The organism is Agrobacterium sp. M50-1 (genome assembly GCF_049843495.1).
Taxonomy (GTDB): domain Bacteria; phylum Pseudomonadota; class Alphaproteobacteria; order Rhizobiales; family Rhizobiaceae; genus Agrobacterium; species Agrobacterium radiobacter.
In genome coordinates, this window is the sequence record NZ_JBBHZH010000003.1 from 219,573 (window position 1) to 239,445 (window position 19,873).

The window sequence follows — 19,873 nt, forward strand, 5'->3', positions numbered from 1 at the left end:
CGAAAAGCTTTCTTTATGTCGGCGGCCGTGACTGTCAGGTTGCGCATCTTCGCCAGATCGCCAGCAATTTCGGTGCGGAGCTCATTCATCATGATGGCGGCCTGCGCGAGGCCGTCTCCCGCATCGATACCGTCCTTCCCTCCGTCGACTGCGTTTTCTGCCCGATCGACTGTATCAGCCACGATGCGTGTCTGCGGGTGAAGTCGGGTTGCAAGAAATTCGGCAAGACGTTCATTCCGCTGCGCAATGGCAGCAAATCCAGTCTGGAGCGGGCGCTGCAGACGATGAATGAACGGACCTCCAGCGATGAGCGACGAGCGCAGTAATTTCCACGATGAAGATCCCGCGGTAGCAGAAGCCTGCCGTGTGGAACTGCACAAGATGGCCGAGCAGGCCGGCGACCCCGTCCTGACGGACATCTATGAAATCGTCGGTGAACGGGAAAGACGCAACCGCGTTGCCAGAAGCGGCGGCAATGTTGTGACTTTTCCCCATCTGCGCACCCGCCAGCCGGGTGAAACACCGTCCTTCGAGATCGGCGCGGCGGCTGAAGAGGGCCGCAATATTCTATCGTTTCGCTGGAAGCGGCGTTAGGGCTGAAAGCTAGCCCTTCGGCTTCAGAAACGCTCCCGCGCAGAGTACCAGCCACCCGACGATCATGCCGAGGCCGCCCGTTGGTGCAGCGTAGGGAAACAGGCTGTGGCCGGAAAAATGCCTGACAACGAGATCGCCGACAAAGATCGCCGTGCCGAGGCCGAGGATCAGGCCCGCCGGAATGGCGGTTCTGATGCGACCCGCACCGATATGCAGCGCCACCAGAACCGGCGCATGGGCCAGCGCCATCGCCGAGGCATTGCCGAGCATATAGGTTTCGCCGGTATGGGTGGCGGCGGCGGCAAGCATGACGCCGCTCGCGCCCAGCAGGCCGCCCAGCAGCAAAATGAAGGCCCGCAATCTTTCACGGGGCACGCTTGCGATGGTCGCGCTCTGCGTGGTCATTGGCTGTCCGCCTCCTGGTTCTGCATGTGAAAGGCCAGCCGCTCGACCGGCGTCCAGATGATCTCGCGCAGCTTCTCGTTCTCGATGGTTTCGTCCATGGCGCGGCGGAAGCAGAGCAGCCATTCATCCCGCTCGGCGGGGCCGATGGGGGCGACGAAATGGCGTCGCCGCAACATTGGATGGCCGTGTTTCTCGACATAGACGGGCGGTCCGCCAAGATATCCCGTCAGATAATCGTAAAACTTCGCTTCGCTGCCGGAGAGATCGGCAGGGTGGATGGCGCGGCAGCGCGCTGCCTCCGGCAGGGTATCCATCAATTCGTAGAAGCGCCGGGTGAGCGCCCTGACGGTCGCATCGCCACCGATCGCTTCATAAAGGGTAATGGTCTCGCCGCTCATAATCCGCCTCTCGTGGCCCTCCGATCCTTATCGCTCCGTGGAGCCGGAAGAGCAACAGGGCGCTGGCGGGGTGCGACATTTGCGACAGGTCAAAGAGGACAGATGCCGGGCAAGCCCGGCATCATGCAAAACATCACCCGAAATTACGGATGAGATCGAGCCCCTTGTTCAGAAGCGTTTCGGCCTCATCCTGATTGGCGGCTTCGACGTAGCAGCGCATTTCCGGCGCGTTGCCGGAAGGGCGGAAATGGATGGTGCTGCCATCGGTCAACGCCACGCGCAGGCCGTCAATGTCGCTCAGCGCCTTGACGGTGCCGACCGGGGCGAGGAAGGCGTCGAGATTGGTCCGCGAGGCGCGCAGATGCGTCATCAGGGCGGCGCTCTTTTCCTGCGCGAAATTTTCAAGACGGTCGGCGGCGGCGACCGGCAGCCTATAGGCGGCGGCGATCTGCGACAGCGGCTTTTTCTGTTCGGCCGAGAGAAGCAGCACGGCGAGGATCGGCAAGAAGCTGTCCCGCGTCGGTAATGGCGAAAGCGGCCTGCCGTTGAGTGTGAAGGCCGAGGCCGTCAGCAGGCCGCCATTGGCTTCAAAACCCATGACGCCGTTCCTGCCGGCGGCGAGCGCCTCAGTCATGCCGGCGATGACGAAGGGCGAGCCGACTTTGGTGCGGATAACGTCGAAGGAGCCGCTTGCCTCGATGCCCGAATTGGAGGTGACGGGGGTGACGACCACGCCGGCATCGAGGAAGTTGGCCGTGATCAGGCCGATGAGGTCGCCGCGCAGCGGCACACCGTTTTCATCGGTCAGCAGCGGGCGGTCGCCGTCGCCGTCTGCGGAAACGATGGCGTCGAGACCGTGCTCCGGCGACCATTTTTTGAGAAGCGCCAGCGTTTCCGGCGAAACCGCTTCGGTATCCACGGGGATGAAGGTTTCGGAGCGACCGAGCGGAACGACATCGGCGCCATAATGGGCGAGGACATCGACGAAGAGATCGCGCGCCACGGTACTGTGTTGATAAACGCCGATCTTGAGGCCGGCGAGCGCCTTTTCAGGCAGCAGCGCGATGTTGCGCTCGTAGAATAGTTCGGCCGAGATGCCGGAATGGTCCTCCGCCGTCGCCGCCTCGGCGCTTACGCCCTCCGCCTCGATTTCGGCAGCGAGAGCGGCAATCGCCGTCTCGTCCTGCTTATCGATTTCGCCGTCCGGGCGGTAGAACTTGATGCCGTTGCGGTCGGCCGGGATATGCGAGCCTGTTATCATCAGCGCTGCCGCCTTCAGCGAAAGGCTATAAAGCGCCAGCGCCGGTGTCGGCACCGCACCGCAATCGAACGGGGTCAGGCCGGCTTTTTTCAGCGCAGCGATGCAGGTGGCGGAAACATCCGGGCTCGAATCGCGGAAATCGCGGCCGACGAGAATGGGATCACCCGCCTTTGCCTGACCCGATGTGAGAAGGTGCCTTGCAAATGCCGTGGCATAGACGGCCGAGGCTTTTCCTTTCAGATCGACAGAGAGGCCGCGAAGGCCGCTCGTTCCAAATTTCAGGCTCATGCCAAACTCCGTTTCGATAAAATCTTTTGAGGGTCAAATGGATAATGTAAAAATATAACGCCTGAAAGAACCGTATCGATCCATTCAAGTCAATCATCCCTTTCATGGCGGCCGCGAATAGGCGATGATGGTGCAAATAAATGCGGGTAACCTAAAATTCACCCGTCATATTTAAACTTATCCATCGATAGCGGCTCTGGCGACGATGAGAACCATGTGTTGCCGGCCTTTTTTGTGGTTCGTTCGAGTTGGATTGGCTGATGTACAGGCTTCAAAAGGCGGGACATAAGCAGGCACGTCCGCTCGATGAAAAAACGGCGCCCGCCGCGAAATCCCATGGTTCCCTGCTGGACGATCTGGTGGATGAGGACGAGGTTTTCGAGCGCACGGTGCTGAAGGAGCATCTTGAGCCCAAACCGGCTGCTGCTGCTGCCGAGCCGGCTGCGGCCGAGACGCCGGTGAAGACGGCTTCGCCGAGCGGCAGTCTGGCGGCTGCGCTGCCCGGTCTGAAACATATCGACAGGATCGGTGTGGATGACGTCATCCTCTGGCTTCGCAAAGGCATCGTCTGGATCGTGCTGGCGATTGTTCTCTGCGTCGCCGGCGCACTCACCTACGCCTATATGACGCCGCCGCGCTACAAGGCCTATACGGATATCGTCGTTAATCCCTCCAATCTGAATGTCGTCAATGACGGGGTGTTTTCGCCCAACCAGCAGCGCGACACGCAGATCCTCGAGGTGGAAAGCAAGCTGCGCACCATCACCTCACGCAACGTGCTGGCGCGGGTGGTGGACGAGCTGAAGCTCGATCAGGACCGTGAATTCATAACGCCCCCGCCGCTTGCCCGGTTGAAGGCGATGTTTTCTTCCGCACCTGATGATGGCGACAACCGGGTCGGTGCGCTTCGCTCGCTTGGCGACAGGGTGGCGGCGGAACGCGATCCGCGTTCCTTTGTCGTGACGCTTTCGGTCTGGACCAATGACGCGGAAAAATCCGTGACGGTTTCCAAGGCGATCGTGAAGGCCTTCGAAAGCGAGCTGTTCCAGACGACCTCCGACAGCAGCCAGCGTGTCGTCGACGATCTCAAGAAGCGGCTCGAGGAAATGCGCGAGAATGTAACCATCGCCGAAAAGCGCGTGGCCGATTTCCGTCGCGAGAACGGCCTGCAGGAAAATAATGGCCAGCTCGTCAGCAATCTCGCATCCGGCGAGCTGAATGCGCAGGTGCTTGCGACCCAGCAGCGCCTCATCCAGGAAGAATCGCGTCTCAAGCAGATGGAGGCGGCGATTGCCCAGAACCGCACCCAGAGCGACGCCATCTTCGACAGCCAGACCATGAACACCATCCGCGCCCAATACAGCACCCTGCAGCAGCAGATCGGCGCGATGACGCTGACCTATGGCGCCCGTCATCCGCGTCTTGCAACCGCAGGTGCGGAGCGGGCAATGCTGGAACGCGGCATGGCGGACGAGGCGCGGCGCATCCTGCAGGCGGCCAAGATCAATGTCGCCGAAGCGCGCTCCTCGCTGGATGCGCTGAGGCTGAAGGCCGTGGCGGAACGCGCCAATGTCTTTACCGACAATGACGCCCAGGTGCGGCTGCGTGATCTTGATCGCGACGCCCGCTCGGCGGCGGCGATCTACGAGACCTATCTGACCCGCTCGCGCCAGCTGGCCGAACAGCAGTCGATCGATTCCACCAATGTGCGGGTGATTTCGCAGCCGGTCGCACCCAATTCCAGAAGCTGGCCGCCCGGCAAGCTGACCTTCCTGATTGCCGGTGGCGTCGGAGGTCTGTTCCTCGGTCTCGGAATTGCCGTGGCGCTTGGTCTCTGGGGTTATCTGCGCCGGGATGATCATGCGGAAGCCGCGGCGCGTTAAGCCGTAGGGCGGCTTCGTCCCGCGTTATTCTTCCGAAATCAGACCGTCATAAACTTCGAGCAGGGCGGCGGCGATGGCAGCACCCAGCGCATTGCCGGCGTCGCGAATGCCGGCCTCGTCACCGTCGCGAACCGAAATCGCAAGATCGGACGCCTCGTTGGCGACGATTTCTTTTGCCCGCTCTATCGCCCAGAGGCCGAAATCGCCGCGATTGTCGATCGAGATTGTTTCCATGGCCGGAGCCCTTCCGTGGTTTGATGTTCGCGTCCCTTAACCCATCGGCTGAAAAACCGGAATAGGCAGAAAATGTGGCGCACAACCTTCAGGCGTGTAAAATGCCTGCCGCATACGGGGATTTATAAAAATATTAATGATAGTTCTTCGTAGTGTTTGAAGCCTTATACCCTATGCCTAAGCGTGAATATAACAATGAAACGATGCCTATCTTGGACACCGGACAGATCATGACAGGGAGAGAGATGCCGGATGCGGAGGGGACTGGTCAGGTCTGGCCGGTTATTCCGCTTGCGGCGTTGCCCATCACTGACGCGACCATTGATGAAACGGCGCAGGACTTCATCCTGCGTGCGACGTCGGCGCGCGTCGCCGGTGCACGGCCATTTTATTCGACATCGGCGAACGGCCAGGTCATCGCGCTCTGCCATCACGACCGGGAATTTGACGCCATGCTGCGGCAGGCGGACCAGATACACGCCGATGGCATGTCGCTGGTGATCTTCTCCCGCAAATTCTGCCCGAGGGCATTGAGGGAACGGGTCGCGACGACTGATCTCGTCCATGCGGTGGCGAAGCGCGCCGAAGAGACGGGCAGCCGGTTTTATTTCCTCGGCGGTTCTGAAGACGTGAACCGTGCGGCAGTCGAGGAAATGCAGAGGCTCTATCCGCGCCTCGTCTTTTCCGGGCGGCGCAACGGTTATTTCAGCCGGGCCGAGGAAGAGGCGATCCTCGCTGATATCGCCGCATCCGGGACCGATATTCTCTGGGTTGGTTTCGGCATACCGCTGGAGCAGCGTTTCGTTTCGCGCAATCTGGACAGGCTTTCCGGCATCGCTGTCATCAAGACCTGCGGCGGCCTTTTCGATTTTCTCGCCGGCAAGAACAGCCGGGCGCCGCAATGGATGCAGGATATGGGGCTGGAATGGCTCTACCGGGCGATGCTCGAGCCGAAGCGTCTTGGAAAACGTTACCTGCTGACCAATCCGATCGCCATATATTCACTGCTGAAGTACCGCTTCGGGGCGTCGGGGCAAAATCGCTAGAGCATCGCGCCTCTCCCGCCCGATAATTTGAGATTTCTCTAACATATTGAATCGATGCGCTTCGCCGCCGAAACCCGTTGCAACTGCGAACGGGTGCGCTACACTGCACAAATATTATAAATTTATTCGAATCAGAGATATTTCGAGGCCGCCAATGGTGATTACGTCCATTTCTCTTTTCATATATGGAATTGGCACCGTTACCTCTCTCGCCATGACCTATATCGAAGGCGCCCGCCGCGATAAGAGCTGGGATTTTTATCGGGTAACCGGCATTGTCCTTTGTTTCTTCTGGCCGGTGCTCGTGCCGCTGCTCGTCCTTGCGACGGCCTTTTCGTCGTTCGGTTTGCAGAAACGGCTCATAAATACAATCTCGCTCGGCAGGGAAAAGACCCTGAACTAACCATGGCTGGAGTGATTGGACTTCAGGTCTTCTTCGCCGGCGCCTTGTAAGGCGTCAGCGTTATGCCAAGGCTCGCCATCACGCGGCCGATGGACATCAGCGGCGGATGGGTGGCGGGCAGCAATGCGCCGGTTTTCAAGCCTGCGGAAATGGCGCGGACCAGCGACAGGCACAGGCTGACGGCGTTTTTGGCGGCAAGCAGCAGTCCGCCCTTCAGGCCGGGGCGGTGGGCGCGGTCGATGCTGTAATTGATGATACCGGTGCGGAGCGAGCGCTCCATGATCCAGCGCGGCGCCATGCGGCTTTCCGGCACATATTCGATGATGACGGCCTGCGCATTCCAGGCGAATTTAAAGCCGGCCTTGCGGCAGCGGGTAAAGAAGTCCATGTCGCCGCCGCCGAGGAAGTTGAACTGCACGTCGAATTCCGGTTTCGGCAGGGTTTCGAACACCCGCCGGGAGATCAGGCAATTGCCCGATCCGTGGATTTGCTCGACCCGGCCGGTCGGCGCCTCGATGGAGCCGAACAGCGGATGGGATAAAACCGCCTTGGAAGCCGGGGCGTCGAATTCGCGGTTGACCGGTCCGCCGACGATATCGACGCCGAAGGACTTTGCCGCTGAAACCATTTCGGCAAGCCATTGGGGGGAGGCGGCCTCGTCGTCATCGATCATCAGCAACCACTCAGCCGAAGCATAACTTTGCCGGGCGGTGCGGAAGGCCGTGTTGATGGCGTAACAATTGCCCTGTGTCGGCTCCACCAGCGCCTGACCGGCCATGCCGCTCTCGGCGAAAAAGGCGCGTGCGACGGCGAGACCCTGCTGACCCGCGCCGTCATTATCGACAACGACGACGGCGAAGGGAAAATCGACCTTCTGGGCTGCGAGCGATGCGAGCGTCTTCTTCAAGCCTTCCGGCCGGCGGAAACTCGGTATGCACACCACCGCTTCCGGCATGATCTCGGACATGGAAACTCCTAAATTCCGGCAAGTGCGGCGGCGGAAAAAACGACGGCCCGAAGGCTCTGGCGCGGGCGGTTGAGGAAGGTATCGGCCAGCGCCGAAAAGGCCTCGCGGTAGCGGCGGGCGCGGAAGGCCTGCGCCACGGTATAGGCATTCATGTGGTTTTCCGACTTGCGGCGAAGCCGCCGCAGTTCCTGCGGGGAGACGGCTGCGATGATGGCGGGATCGGAAAACACGGCTTCGATTGCCGGTTCGCAATCCCGGAAGGTCAAAAGCCGGTTCATCATCACGCTTGTCCTGTGCACCCGGTAATCGAGCACATGGCGGCCGGGCAGATAGACAAAACGGCCGGCGGCGGCGAGCCTGCACCAGCCGTACCAGTCTTCCGCATAACGCAAGGTCTCGTCGAAACCGCCAAAGTCCTGAAAGATGCGGGTCCTGACCAGCATGATGCCGCCGTTGACGATGAAATTGCCGCCGAGCAGCGGCTGGAGAATGAAACCGTCAGGCTTTTCCCGGCGGCGGATGAGATTGCGCCGGCCGATCTTGACGCCGTTTTCATCGATGCGCTCGTAATCCCCATAGACGGCGACGACATCCTGCCCGGAAATGCCGGCGCAAAGCGCTGCGATGGCGCCCGGTTTCAGACGGTCGTCGGCATCGAGAAACATCGTCCATTCGCCGCGCGCCTGCGACAGGCCGAAATTGCGCACGGCGGAAACGCCCTGTCTTCCCTGCGGCCGGGCCAGAAGTTTTACGCGCGGATCGGAAAAACCTTCCACCTTTTGCGCGGTGGTGTCAGTGGAGCCGTCATCGACGACAAGCACTTCGCGGATGGTACCGCCCTGCAGCAACACGCTTTCGATCGCTTCCACGATGTAACGCTCGCCATTGCGAACGGGAATGACAATCGAAACGGAGACCAAGCTTTTCAACTCCATGAGGGGCGGCCCAAGCATTCTCACAGTGAAGTTACTACCGCATTAAGCCGGGCTCACCAATTATGACGTGGTATAACGTCGGTTAACCTTGCAAATCTTTAATATCCTTTTGGCATGATTGGAATGTTATGTTTTGAGAATGAAAGCGCGGTGCGTCCTTCCGGACGCCGATGCGCCGGGGTTGCGGAGGCGGGTTGATGCGGATCGGGCGGCGGAATTTTCTGGGTGGTGCGGCAAGCGCTGGCCTGCTGCATGCCGTGGCCGGCCCGGCCTTTGCCGCGCAGAAGAAAGCCACGATCAAAACCGCCCCCTATGGCGCGGCCGTCTACCTGCCTGACCTTGCCGCCGATAGTCGCATCGGCGAGGCGGTGGTGAAATATTGCTCGCGCATCACCCCCGTCACCGAAATGAAATGGGAGGTCCTGCGGCCTTCGGCTGATGCGTTCGATTTCGCCGCTGCGGATGCAATCGCCAACTTCGCGCGTCAGCACAAGCTTTCCATGCATGGCCATCCGCTGATCTGGTATGCCTCCAACGCGCCGTGGCTTGCGAGCATTGGCGGCGGCATGAAGGTCGAGAAGCTGATGGAGACCCATATCGTTACCGTGATGGAGCGATACAAGGACGTCATCCACAGCTGGGACGTGGTCAACGAACCGATCCCCGACGTGCCGGGCAATGTGCGTGCGCGGCGTGATGCCTGGTATTATGGCGCGGGGCCTGACGCCATCAAGAAGGCTTTCGAGATCGCCCATGCGGTCGATCCAAAGGCGCAGCTCGTGCTCAACGAATATGACGTCGAATTTGCCGCCGAGAAATCGCCGGCCAAACGCGCCGCTTTCCGCAATCTCATCCTCGAACTGCTGGAAAAGGGCGCGCCGATCAACGCCATCGGCCTGCAGGGTCATTTGCGCGGCGGCTGGCCGATCGCCAAGGACGAGCTTGCCGCCTTCACGACGGAAATGCGCAGTTACGGTCTTGCCGTCCTGGTGACGGAACTGGACGTGATGGACCAGACGCTGCCGTCGCCGGAGGCCGAGCGCGACATGCTGATCACCGGTCAGGTCCGCGAGTTTCTGGAAGCAGCTTCTGCAGGCGGCCCGCTTTCCTCCATCACCACATGGGGCATTTCGGATCAATATAGCTGGATCCGCTGGGCCTATCCGCGCCGCGACGGCACCGCCAACCGGCCGCTGCCGCTGGACTGGAGTTTCAACGAAAAACCCATGATGGCCGTCATTAATGAATTCCGGAACCGTGGTGCATGACTATGAATGCTGAAATGCCGCTTCCTCCCGTGCAAAAGGCGCTGCAAATCAACCTCCATCCCTTCGATGCCCCGCATGCGGCCCTGACCCTGCCGCATCAGCTGCGGGTCTGGGGCGGACAGGTGGATCGCATTCTCCTGACCGTCGATACGGGCCAGGTGGGCGCCGGCCGCTACAAGGGCAACGGTTTTGACGCGGCGCGCCAGCGTCTCTTCGACATGCTGGAGGAAATGCAGACCAACTATCCGCATCTGCATGTGGATATCGTCGATTACAGCGATGCGGCGCGCAGCGCGGTGACGCAGACCTTCTTTTCCCGCTCACCCATTCCCTATCCCGCCAAGGCTTTCGACGGCGGGCCCTTCCATGTCTATTTCCATGGTATCAAACGCGCCAATGCCCGTTATGTGCTGCATATGGACAGCGACATGATGTTCGGCGGCGGCAGCCAGAGCTGGTTCGCCGAGGCGATCGCGCTGCAAAAGGCCAATCCGGATGCGCTGTGCATCACGCCCTTTTCCGGGCCGCCGACGGTGCGCGGCGATCTCGATATTTCCCGCCATGTCGGCATGCCCGGCGTGAAGAACATCCCTGAGCCGCGCAAGCTGCCGTCGCGCATTCCCACCTGGCGTTTCGCCACCGTTTCCACCCGGCTTTTCTTGATCGACATGGACCGTTTTGCGAAACGGATCGGTTCTTTGGAACTGCTCAGGCCCGATGTCAAACGACGCATCCGCTCTTATGCCTATAACCAGCAGCCGGTCTCCATGCCCGCCGAGGAAGTGCTGAGCACAAACATGATGCGCGCCGGCGTTTATCGCCTCGATTTTCTCGGCACGGGCAAGGGCATGTATTCGCTGCATCCGCCCTATCGCTCGCCGGAATTTTATGCGGCGCTCGCCTCCATCGTCGAGCGCATCGAAAAGGGCGATATTCCGGAAGGACAGCTCGGCGATTTCGATATCAACGGATCGATGGTGGACTGGACCAGCGCGCTGGCGGCCAAGACGCGCTCCAAACGTTATGCGAAAGCGCTGCGCCATCTCATCTCGGCCAATGTCGGGCGGTTCAGCTAGGCTTGAGGGTGCCCGGTCGGCGCTCCGTCCCGTTGCCGGGTGGAGGCCTCAATAGTCTGTTATGAGCTTGCTCCAGCTTTCAGAGCACAGCCCGCCAATATAGATATCTCCGGCCAGCGCTTTTTCCCTGAGGTCGTCATCCCGGGTCGCCATGCAGAAATAACCGTCATGGCGGAAGCTCATGTGGTTCTGGCGGTAAAGCGCATTGATGAGAAACGGCTGCGACATGCCGGTGACATGCGCATAGTTCTCGTCATCGAAATGGCGGAACAGGGTGTTGAGCACATCGTTTTCGCAGCCGGCATCGCAGACGAGATTAAGCACATAGGCGGTTCGTCCCCGCTGGCCAAAAAACAGCGCAGCACCCATGGCATGGCCTGCGGCATTCTCGATCATCACGCCTTGCAGTTCACCGAGGCTTTCATTGGCCCTGCTCATCTCTATCAGCCAGTGAAACTCCTCGTGAGACCATTCCGGGCGAATGGAAAAACGCTCGATCATCGTGAGCGCCCTGCGACGGAAGGTTTCGTAGTCAACCGTTTTGACCGTGGCGCCGGCCGCCTCCTGCGGTCGCAGACCCTTTTTCCATCGTCTGAGGATTCCATCGACGAAACCGAGCGTGGTCAGCGCAAGCGTGGTTTTGGCCAATTTGGAACGGCGCGGCATGCGCAGGGCAATGGTGCAGAAGGGCTTGAGCGCCTTGTGCCATTGCAGGCTTTCAATCGGCAACATGTTGCCGCCGGTCGCCACCCAGTGATCGGCGCTCACAGGTGAAGCCGTATCCGAGAACAGCATGTCGTGTTTGGATGCCCGCATGCCACGGGACAGGCGCGCCGCGCCAAGCGCGCCGCGTTTCCCGTCCGATGCGAAGGCGCAGAGCAGCCGCGCGGTGATGGTTTTTCCATTCGCAACGAAGCGCATGGGCACGGCGAGGATGACGCTGGTGACCCCGTTCTCCCCGGCATCGTAGACAACGCTGCCGTTTTCCGGACTGAAGGCGGGACTGCCGAAAAACAGTTTTTCGATATAGGAGCGGAAATCGAAGTTCCGCTCTTGCCCGGTCTTTCTGAAAGCGCTGTTGAGCACGGCCTCGACAGCCGGGACGTCTTCCCTGCGCATCGGGCGGATGCCAGACACACCGATTTGAACCGGGCGTTGTGTCAAGTGACCGCTATCGCCATCGTCCATATGGGTGTGTATCGGAACGTCCACCGTCGGCCCCCACCTTTTGTGCATTGACGAAATCAACCATAGGCAGCGTATATTTGAATGTATTAATATAGATATAAAACCTGCAATCCGGTGGGATCGAAAGTATCGGGTTTGGAATAAATCATATTAATATCAAGATATTAATCTGTATAAGTCGCATCGGTTGAGGTTAACAAAATACGCTCAAGCAAGCAACCTTTGGATGAAATATGGATAAATTTTTGTAGGCGATTTTTTGGGGTCTTGCGTCAATTTTGGCAAGCTTCTGTCTTGTCCTTTGTGTCCGGGCTCCGATTTCCCGAGGAAAAGCGACCAATCGCGGTGCTATTTGCCCGTGCATCACGGATAACTAAAAAATAGGATTTGCGCGGGATATTCGTATTATCGAATATGAGAAGCACGAGTTTTAATGCGGGTGGCTTCAGGAAAGAGGGAGAGAAAAACCCCTTATGGATGCAGCGCGTGAAGAACAGGGGCGGGGCTACTGGCGGGACGCGTTGTTTTACGTGACTTTCCTGTATTTCACGGTCGGCTTTTCGCCCTATATCTCGCTCTCATCGACCTATCAGGGCTCCGCCATGGCGGCCGGGTCCAACCTGCTCAACCAGTTGACGGCGATCATCCTGTTCTTCAGTTTCCTGGCCTTCATGGCGAAGGAGCGGTCGTTTTCCATCCTCTTCATGCCGCGCCTGCTGATGGCGGCGATTTTCGGCTGGTTTGTCCTGACCTCGCTTGCGGGTGAAGCGCCGCTATTTTCGCTCAGGCGGCTGGTCATGTGCGCCATTATCTGCGTGCTTGCCGGTGGCTTCCTGCAATTGCCGCGCACCGAGCGGCATTTCACGACGCTGCTCGCCACATGTGCCCTGATCATATTGTTCCTGTGCTATTTCGGAATAACCGTGCTGCCCTCGCGCTCGATCCATCAGGCCAGCGATGCGCTGGAGCCGCTGCTGGCGGGGGACTGGCGCGGGGTTTTCCGCCACAAGAACGAGGCCGCCTCGGTCATGGCGGTGTTGATCATCGTCGGTATTTATCTCTGCAAGCGCTGGTCCTTCATCGGCGGGCTGTCGGTGCTGTTGCTGTCGCTGGTCTTTCTGGTCAAGTCCGGCGGCAAGACCGCGCTTGGGCTGATGCCGATCATCATTGCGACAGGCTGGTTCATCCTGCGCTGGCCCCGCTGGCGCTACCCGGTCGTGACCCTGTTTCTGGCGGTTTTCGCGCTGGTGACCGTCGGCACCACGGTCGATCCCGTCTTTTCGCAGATGCTGACGAAGCTGGGGCTTGACGCCAGCTTTACCGGCAGACGGGATATCTGGACCGTCGCCATCGACTATATCCGCCAAAGCCCGCTCCTCGGATATGGCTATCAGGCCTTCTGGCGCAGCGACGCCCTGATGTCGAGTTTCACCGAGAACAATACCTGGGCGACGACCGCGCCGGATTCGCACAATGGTTATTTCGACCTTCTGCTGGCCGGCGGCGTGCCGGGCCTGGCGCTGGTAATGGTGTGGATCTATCTCCTGCCGCTGCAGTATCTCGGCAAAATGAATGACGCCACGCGCAACAGTCCGCTGACGCGGCTTTATGTCGGCGTATGGCTTTATGTGCTGCTCTACGGCTTTCTGGAGACGCTGTTTTTCCTCAGCACCGGGTTCGTCTGGTTCTTCCTCATCGTGGCGGTGATTGGCCTGCATCTTCAGGCCAATGCCAGCCTCGTGGAAGACGAGGCGGAGGGGGAACCGGACAGAACTGGCGCGGCCCCGATACCTGAACGGCGGCAGGTTTCCCCGGTTGTTCGTTCCAGGTGATATTTTGAAATGATTTTTCGTTGCAAATATGTAAAAGAGCCGATTGTTGCGCGCGTCTGCAGCTATTTTCGCTAAACATGCGCGGCTCAAGTCTTTGTTATTGTGCAAATCGCATCGCGAACCCAGGGGTATCGGCGCGGCGGCACTAAAAAAACGGATCGGCTAGGTCAATCGATGGCAGATACAGGCGCCTGCGCGCTCGAGGCGGATGACATCCACAAGAGCTTCGGCACGCATGAAGTTTTGAAGGGCGTTTCGCTGCAGGCCCACAAGGGCGACGTCATCTCGATCATCGGGTCTTCCGGTTCCGGCAAAAGCACCTTTCTGCGCTGCATGAACTTTCTCGAAACGCCTGATCGCGGCCGCGTCATCATCAATGGCGAGGAAATCGCCACAAAAACCGGCCGCGACGGCAAGGCCGTGCCGAAAAACTGGCGGCAGGTGGAAAAACTGCGGACCGGTCTCGGCATGGTGTTCCAGAATTTCAATCTCTGGGCCCATCGCACCGTTCTGGAAAACGTCATCGAGGCCCCGGTTCACGTTCTCGGCGTCAGACGGCAGGAAGCGATCGAAAAGGCCGAAGCCCTGCTGAACAAGGTCGGGCTCCATGACAAGAAAAACGCCTATCCGGCATTCCTTTCCGGCGGACAGCAGCAGCGCGCCGCCATTGCGCGTGCTCTCTGCATGGAACCGGCGGTGATGCTGTTCGACGAACCCACCTCGGCGCTTGATCCGGAACTGGTGGGAGAGGTTCTGAAGGTCATCCGTGATCTGGCCGAGGAAGGCCGCACCATGCTGCTGGTCACCCACGAAATGCGCTTTGCGCGCGATGTGTCCTCGCAGGTCGTGTTTTTGCATCAGGGCCGGGTGGAGGAGGCGGGGCCGCCGGCGCAGGTGTTCGGCAACCCCACGAGCGCCCGCTGCCGGGAATTCACCGGCGCGCTGGCCAATTGACCCTTTTGCCTGACAGTCCGTTTTAACAGGAGAGACTTGAATGAAATTCTTCGCCACGCTGCTTGCCGGAACGGCATTTGCGTTTTCCGCCTTCACCGCCAGCGCCGATGTGCGCTTCGGCATCATGAACGAGGCCTATCCGCCCTTCTTCGCCAAGGACGCCAGCGGCAAGTGGCAGGGCTGGGAAATCGACCTCATGGACGCCGTCTGCGCCGAAATGAAGGAAAAATGCTCGATCGTGGAACTGTCCTGGGATGGTCTCATCCCGGCGCTGCAGACGAAGAAATTCGACGTCATCTGGTCCTCCATGTCGAACACGGAAGAGCGTCAGAAGATCATCGATTTCACCGACAAATATTATAACACGCCGAGCAAGCTGATCGGCGCCAAGGGTGAAAAGGCGGGTGCGACGGCCGAGGACGTCAAGGGCAAGACCATCGGCATTCAGGTGGCGACGATCCAGTCCGAATATTACAAGAAATATTTTGCCGGTGTCGCCGATGAGAAGACCTACCAGACGCTGGACGAGGCGTTTCAGGATCTCGCGGCCGGCCGCATCGACTATGTCTTCGGCGATTCCATCGTTCTCGACGCTTTCGTGAAGAGTGACGCGGGCAAGGATTGCTGCGCCGACATGGGCGATGTCGCCGACGACAAGGAAATCCTCGGTCTCGGCGTTTCGGGCGGCCTGCGCAAGGAAGACACCGAACTCAAGGCCAAGCTGAATGCGGCAATCGCCGCCGTGCGCGCCAGCGGCAAATATGACGAGATCAGCAAGAAGTACTTCAGCTTCAATATTTACGGGCAGTAATTCAAGCTGATCGGTCACGCATATGGCAAGCCTTGAAACCACGTTGCAACTTCTGTCTCCTTATCCTCCGGGATGGGGCGGCACCCTGTTGAAGGGTGCGGCGTCGACGCTTGCCATTTCCGCCGGCGCCTATCTGATCGGCCTTGCCATCGGCATGGCCGGGGCGCTCGGCAAGCTTTCGGGCAACAGGCCGCTTGGCCTGCTGCTCAACCTCTATACCACCGCGATCCGCGCCGTTCCCGAGCTGATCCTCATCGTCGGGCTTTATTATGCCGGTACTGATGGTCTCAACCGGCTGCTGCTGCTGGCGGGCATGCCGCCGCTGGAGGTCAACGGTTTCGTTGCCGCCGTTGCGGTTCTGGGTTTCGTGCAGGGCGCCTATATGACGGAGGTGCTGCGCGGTGCGATCCTTGCCATTCCGAACGGGCAGATCGAGGCGGCGCGCGCCTTCGGCATGTCGCCGGGCTTGCGGTTCCGCCGGGTGGTTTTGCCGGCGCTTTTGCCGAACGCCTTGCCGGGGCTTGGCAATCTCTGGCTTGCGGTGACCAAGGACAGCGCCCTGGTGGCGGTTGTCGGTTATCAGGAACTGGCGCTCGCGACGCGGCTGGCCGGGGCCAGCACCAAGCAATATTTCCTGTTCTTCCTTGCCGCCGCCCTGCTTTACCTCGCCATTACGCTCGTTTCGAACCTCGTTTTTTCGCTGGTCGAACGCCGCGTGCAGCGCGGCCAGCCGGCTCTGGCCTGAGGAGGGGACGGCATGGATTTTTCATGGGTCGCGAAATATTGGCCGCTTCTTCTTTCGGGTGCATGGCAGACGGTGGCGCTGCTTGTCATCTCCGTCAGCATCGGGTTTCTTCTGGCCATCGGGCTTGCCTTTGCGCAGGTGAGCGGCGGGCGGATGGCGAAAATCCTGGCGCGGGCTTATTGCACCTTCTTCCGCGGCACGCCGCTGCTCATCCAGCTCTGGCTGCTTTATTACGGCGTCGGCTCGCTTCTGCCGATGATACCAGGCATCAGGCAAAGCTTCATGTGGCCGGTGCTGCGCGAAGGGTTCTTTTTCGCGGCCGTCAGCTTCACGCTGAACTATGCGGCTTATGAGGCGGAAGTTCTGCGCGGCGCGCTGCTGGCGGTGCCGAAAGGCGAGCTGGAGGCGGGCAGGGCTTTCGGCATGGGCCGCTTCACCCTCATTCGCCGCATCTGGCTGCCGCGCGCCATCCGCATCGCGCTGCCGACCATTGCCGGCGAGGTGGTGATGCAGCTGAAGGCGACGCCGCTTGCTTTCACCGTGACTGTCATGGACCTCTACGCCGTCGCCTACAAGGTGCGGCAGGACACGCTGCTCGTTTATGAGCCGCTGATCGTCGTCACCGTCTTTTATCTCATTCTCACCGCCATCATCGCCCGCTGTTTCGGTCTCGTCGAACAGCAGGTGCCGGTCCGGCGATAAACATTCAGGGAGTTATGACCATGAGCACAATCCGTATCCTCGACGGCGGCATGAGCCGCGAATTGCAGCGGCTTGGCGCCGTGCTGAAACAGCCGGAATGGTCGGCGCTGGCGCTTATCGACGCGCCCGAGATCGTGCGGCAGGTGCACCAGGAATTCATCGAAGCCGGCGCCGATGTCGTCACCACCAATTCCTATGCGCTGGTGCCCTTCCACATCGGCGAAGAGCGTTTTCAGAAGGACGGCGCATCGCTGATCGCCCTTTCGGGCAAGCTGGCGCGCGAAGCGGCGGATGCCGCCGGGCGCAAGGTGCTGGTGGCGGGTTCACTGCCGCCGATCTTCGGCTCCTATGAGCCGCAGAATTTCGATGCCACGCGGGTGCAGGCTTATCTGAAGGTGCTGGTCGATAATCTTGCGCCGCATGTCGATGTCTGGCTCGGCGAGACGCTCAGCCTGATCGCCGAGGGCGAGGCGGTGCGCGAGGCCGTTGCCGCAACCGGCAAACCGTTCTGGATTTCCTTCACGCTTAATGATGATGCGGCTGCGGTCGGCGGCGAGCCTGCGCTTCGCTCCGGTGAAACGGTCAAGGCGGCGGCTGAATGGGCGGCGCAATCGGGCGCGACCGCCCTTCTGTTCAATTGCAGCAAGCCGGAAGTCATGAAAGCCGCGGTTGAGACGGCCGCCGCTGTCTTCGCGGAAAAGGGTGTGTCCCTGGAAATCGGCGTCTACGCCAATGCCTTTGAAGGCGAGCAGGGTGATTCCGCCGCCAATGAAGGGCTGCATGACACGCGTGCCGATCTGACCGGCGATGTCTATTCCCGTTTTGCCTGCTCCTGGGCGGATGCCGGCGCGACCATGATCGGCGGCTGCTGCGGTATTGGTGCTGCGCATATTCACAGGGTTGCGACAGCGTTGCGGCGGGCGGCCGCCTGAGGCGCCCGGCGTCGCAGTTGACGCCACCATCATAAATCAAAGCGGCAGTTTCAAAACCTGCCGCTTTTTTGTATGCGGCTATTGACCTCAACTATAGTTGAGGAATTATCAGGACATGGAACACTGTTGAAGGACGTTCCATGAGCGATGATACACTTTCCATACGGATCATATTTGGCAGCGCCCGCAACCCGCGCTTCTGCGATGTTGTCGGCCAATGGCTGCTTGACCAGCTGAAGGCTCTGCCCGGACTGGAGCTTGCGGTCATCGACCCGCGCGAACTCGATCTGCCGCAGGACCACGCGCCCGAGCGCGCCTCGGTGCGGCAGCTTCGGCAAAGCCTCGATGGCGCCGATGCCTTCATCGTCGTCACCCCGGAATATAACCGCAGTTACCCCGGCGCGCTGAAGGTGCTGATCGATTCCGCCTATGACGAATGGGGCGCCAAACCGGTGGCCTTCGTGTCCTATGGCGGGATTTCCGGTGGCCTTCGCGCCGCCGAACAGCTTCGCCCCGTTTTTGCGGAACTGCATGCGGTGACGATCCGCGATGTCGTCAGCTTCGCCAGTCCCTGGGATCGTGTCGATGCCGCCGGCCAGCTCGATGCCGGCGCGGCGGCGGCAGGCGCGCTGGAGACGATGATGAACAAGCTTGGCTGGTGGGCGCGGGCGCTGAAACAGGCGCGGTCCGCAACGCCTTACAAGGGGGCGTGAGAATGACCGAAAAATCCCTCGCGTTGAAAGTGACGCTCCTGTTCGTCGCCACGCTCACCATCATGGCCGGAACCACGGTTGCACCTTCGCTGCCGGCCATAGAGCAGACTTTCCTGTCGACGCCGCATGTGGATATCATGAGCCGCATGGTGCTGACATTGCCGTCGGTTTTCGTGGCCTTCTGCGCCCCCATTGCCGGGATGCTGGCGGATCGCTTCGGCCGCAAGCGGCTGCTGCTCGGCGCGATCCTGCTCTACAGCCTTTCCGGCATGTCCGGCCTTTTTGCCGAAAGTCTTGCCGGCCTGCTCATCGGGCGCGCCTTTCTCGGTCTGGCGATCGGCGCGATCATGACGATCGGCACGGCGCTGGTGGGTGATTATTTCGAAGGCCCGGCGCGGGAGCGCTATCTCGGCCTGCAACAGGCCTTTACGCAGATCGGCGGCGTGGTTTTTGTGGTGGCGGGCGGTTTGCTGGCGGATCTGCATTGGCGCGCGCCCTTCGCGGTCTATGCCGTCGCCCTGCTCATTCTGCCGGCAGCCCTGTTCTTTCTGACGGAGCCGGTGAGGAACGATGGCGCTATCAAGGCTGGAGGCGAACAGGACTTTGCGGTCAACTGGCTGCTGGTGGGCCTGCTGGCGCTGGCGGTATTTCTCGTCAATGCCCTGTTCTACACCATCCCCTCGCAGCTGCCGTTTTTCCTGCGGGAGCTTGGGGTGTTTTCCGGCAGCATTGCGGGATACGCCATCGGCATTTTTAATCTGGCCGGGGCGCTGGCGGCACTCAATTTCGGGCGGTTGCGGGCAAAGGTCAGCGTTACCGCCATCATTGCCGCCGGGCTGGTGTTGATGGCGGCGGGTTTTGCGCTGCTTGCCATGGCCGAGGGGCTGGTCGCCATGCTGTCATCGCTTGCGGTGGTGGGATTTGGCCTTGGTGTGGTGATGCCGGGCATCATGTCCACGACCATCATGCTGGCGCCGCTCAGACTGCGCGGGCGTATCGCCGGCATCGTCACCGCTTCGATGTTTCTCGGGCATTTCATCTCACCGCTGGCAAGCCAGCCGTGGATTGCCAGGTTTGGTTTTGCTGGCGCCTATCGCGACATAGCCGTGATATTCGCCGCCATGGCCGGGCTCGCCCTTGTCGCCCTGATCTTCCAGCGACGCAGCGACGCACGAAGATCGCGTTCTTTTGCCTCGAGCCGCTGACACCGGTGATCGTGAAGGAATTATAAAGTTTTT

At 60.2% G+C, this 19,873-nt stretch carries 21 protein-coding genes and 1 pseudogene; 15 read left to right on the forward strand and 7 right to left on the reverse strand.

Features of this window, described 5'->3' with window-relative positions:
- Positions 1–2: 2 nt before the first annotated feature.
- Both WDZ78_RS08630 and WDZ78_RS08635 read left to right on the forward strand, forming a co-directional pair.
- Positions 3–326: pseudogene (locus WDZ78_RS08630) on the forward strand (DUF2325 domain-containing protein); the annotation flags it as partial.
- Positions 307–594 (forward strand): hypothetical protein, encoded by a 288-nt coding sequence (locus tag WDZ78_RS08635; RefSeq protein WP_060725229.1) that lies wholly within the window; start codon positions 307–309, stop codon positions 592–594. The pseudogene WDZ78_RS08630 and the gene WDZ78_RS08635, both read left to right, overlap by 20 nt.
- Positions 595–603: 9 nt before the next feature.
- On the opposite strand, the gene WDZ78_RS08640 is transcribed toward WDZ78_RS08635, so the two are convergent.
- The 3 genes from WDZ78_RS08640 to uppO form a co-directional block, all read right to left on the reverse strand.
- Complete coding sequence (locus WDZ78_RS08640) at positions 604–999, reverse strand: DUF423 domain-containing protein (RefSeq protein WP_112954918.1); 396 nt, start codon at positions 997–999, stop codon at positions 604–606.
- Positions 996–1,397: a group II truncated hemoglobin gene (locus tag WDZ78_RS08645; RefSeq protein WP_003509402.1), complete on the reverse strand. Its 402-nt coding sequence runs from the start codon at positions 1,395–1,397 to the stop codon at positions 996–998. The genes WDZ78_RS08640 and WDZ78_RS08645 overlap by 4 nt, the downstream gene beginning before the upstream one ends.
- Before the next feature lie 133 nt (positions 1,398–1,530).
- On the reverse strand, positions 1,531–2,946 hold the full coding sequence (gene uppO / locus WDZ78_RS08650) for a polysaccharide biosynthesis phosphomannomutase UppO (protein WP_425672811.1): 1,416 nt from the start codon (positions 2,944–2,946) through the stop codon (positions 1,531–1,533).
- Between the two features lie 260 nt (positions 2,947–3,206).
- Between uppO and uppM the strand changes: the two genes are divergently transcribed.
- A complete protein-coding gene (gene uppM, locus WDZ78_RS08655) occupies positions 3,207–4,829 on the forward strand; it encodes a polysaccharide biosynthesis protein UppM (RefSeq protein ID WP_425672812.1) in 1,623 nt (540 codons plus the stop codon).
- Between the two features lie 24 nt (positions 4,830–4,853).
- Here the strand turns inward: uppM and WDZ78_RS08660 are convergent, their stop codons facing one another.
- Positions 4,854–5,063 (reverse strand): hypothetical protein, encoded by a 210-nt coding sequence (locus tag WDZ78_RS08660; protein WP_003509414.1) that lies wholly within the window; start codon positions 5,061–5,063, stop codon positions 4,854–4,856.
- Between the two features lie 245 nt (positions 5,064–5,308).
- On the opposite strand from WDZ78_RS08660, the gene uppL reads away from it, so the two are divergent.
- Positions 5,309–6,109, forward strand: a complete 801-nt coding sequence (uppL, locus tag WDZ78_RS08665) for a polysaccharide biosynthesis UDP-hexose transferase UppL (protein ID WP_020011564.1) — start codon at positions 5,309–5,311, stop codon at positions 6,107–6,109.
- A 154-nt stretch (positions 6,110–6,263) separates the two neighbouring features.
- Complete coding sequence (locus tag WDZ78_RS08670; protein ID WP_003509419.1) at positions 6,264–6,512, forward strand: hypothetical protein; 249 nt, start codon at positions 6,264–6,266, stop codon at positions 6,510–6,512.
- Positions 6,513–6,534: 22 nt separating this feature from the next.
- Here WDZ78_RS08670 and uppJ read toward each other — a convergent pair whose 3' ends face one another.
- Both uppJ and uppH read right to left on the reverse strand, forming a co-directional pair.
- Entirely contained in the window at positions 6,535–7,479 is a 945-nt protein-coding gene (gene uppJ, locus WDZ78_RS08675; protein ID WP_020011563.1) for a polysaccharide biosynthesis UDP-hexose transferase UppJ, read from the reverse strand.
- Positions 7,480–7,487: 8 nt separating this feature from the next.
- On the reverse strand, positions 7,488–8,399 hold the full coding sequence (gene uppH / locus WDZ78_RS08680; RefSeq protein ID WP_245259282.1) for a polysaccharide biosynthesis endo-1,4-beta-xylanase UppH: 912 nt from the start codon (positions 8,397–8,399) through the stop codon (positions 7,488–7,490).
- Positions 8,400–8,611: 212 nt separating this feature from the next.
- Here uppH and uppI point away from each other — a divergent pair, with 212 nt between their 5' ends.
- On the forward strand, positions 8,612–9,682 hold the full coding sequence (uppI, locus tag WDZ78_RS08685) for a polysaccharide biosynthesis UDP-hexose transferase UppI (protein WP_020011561.1): 1,071 nt from the start codon (positions 8,612–8,614) through the stop codon (positions 9,680–9,682).
- Between the two features lie 2 nt (positions 9,683–9,684).
- Positions 9,685–10,758: a polysaccharide biosynthesis glycosyltransferase UppG gene (uppG, locus tag WDZ78_RS08690; RefSeq protein WP_425672963.1), complete on the forward strand. Its 1,074-nt coding sequence runs from the start codon at positions 9,685–9,687 to the stop codon at positions 10,756–10,758.
- A gap of 48 nt (positions 10,759–10,806) precedes the next feature.
- On the opposite strand, the gene WDZ78_RS08695 is transcribed toward uppG, so the two are convergent.
- Entirely contained in the window at positions 10,807–11,877 is a 1,071-nt protein-coding gene (locus WDZ78_RS08695; protein ID WP_020011559.1) for a hypothetical protein, read from the reverse strand.
- 542 nt (positions 11,878–12,419) lie between these two features.
- Here WDZ78_RS08695 and uppW point away from each other — a divergent pair.
- The 8 genes from uppW to WDZ78_RS08735 all read left to right on the forward strand — a co-directional run bounded on the left by uppW (position 12,420) and on the right by WDZ78_RS08735 (position 19,840).
- Positions 12,420–13,778 carry a Wzy-type polysaccharide biosynthesis protein UppW gene (gene uppW / locus WDZ78_RS08700; RefSeq protein WP_425672813.1) on the forward strand — a complete coding sequence of 453 codons (1,359 nt, stop codon included), beginning with the start codon at positions 12,420–12,422 and terminating at the stop codon, positions 13,776–13,778.
- 174 nt (positions 13,779–13,952) lie between these two features.
- Positions 13,953–14,732, forward strand: a complete 780-nt coding sequence (locus WDZ78_RS08705; RefSeq protein WP_425672814.1) for an ABC transporter ATP-binding protein — start codon at positions 13,953–13,955, stop codon at positions 14,730–14,732.
- A 40-nt stretch (positions 14,733–14,772) separates the two neighbouring features.
- Positions 14,773–15,543 carry a transporter substrate-binding domain-containing protein gene (locus WDZ78_RS08710; protein WP_003509438.1) on the forward strand — a complete coding sequence of 257 codons (771 nt, stop codon included), beginning with the start codon at positions 14,773–14,775 and terminating at the stop codon, positions 15,541–15,543.
- Between the two features lie 22 nt (positions 15,544–15,565).
- On the forward strand, positions 15,566–16,288 hold the full coding sequence (locus WDZ78_RS08715; RefSeq protein WP_425672815.1) for an ABC transporter permease: 723 nt from the start codon (positions 15,566–15,568) through the stop codon (positions 16,286–16,288).
- 12 nt (positions 16,289–16,300) lie between these two features.
- Positions 16,301–16,990, forward strand: a complete 690-nt coding sequence (locus WDZ78_RS08720) for an ABC transporter permease (protein ID WP_425672816.1) — start codon at positions 16,301–16,303, stop codon at positions 16,988–16,990.
- Between the two features lie 20 nt (positions 16,991–17,010).
- Positions 17,011–17,922, forward strand: a complete 912-nt coding sequence (locus WDZ78_RS08725) for a homocysteine S-methyltransferase family protein (protein ID WP_026363910.1) — start codon at positions 17,011–17,013, stop codon at positions 17,920–17,922.
- Between the two features lie 140 nt (positions 17,923–18,062).
- Positions 18,063–18,635 carry an NADPH-dependent FMN reductase gene (locus tag WDZ78_RS08730; protein ID WP_425672817.1) on the forward strand — a complete coding sequence of 191 codons (573 nt, stop codon included), beginning with the start codon at positions 18,063–18,065 and terminating at the stop codon, positions 18,633–18,635.
- A 2-nt stretch (positions 18,636–18,637) separates the two neighbouring features.
- Positions 18,638–19,840 (forward strand): MFS transporter, encoded by a 1,203-nt coding sequence (locus WDZ78_RS08735; RefSeq protein WP_020011552.1) that lies wholly within the window; start codon positions 18,638–18,640, stop codon positions 19,838–19,840.
- Positions 19,841–19,873: the final 33 nt, after the last annotated feature.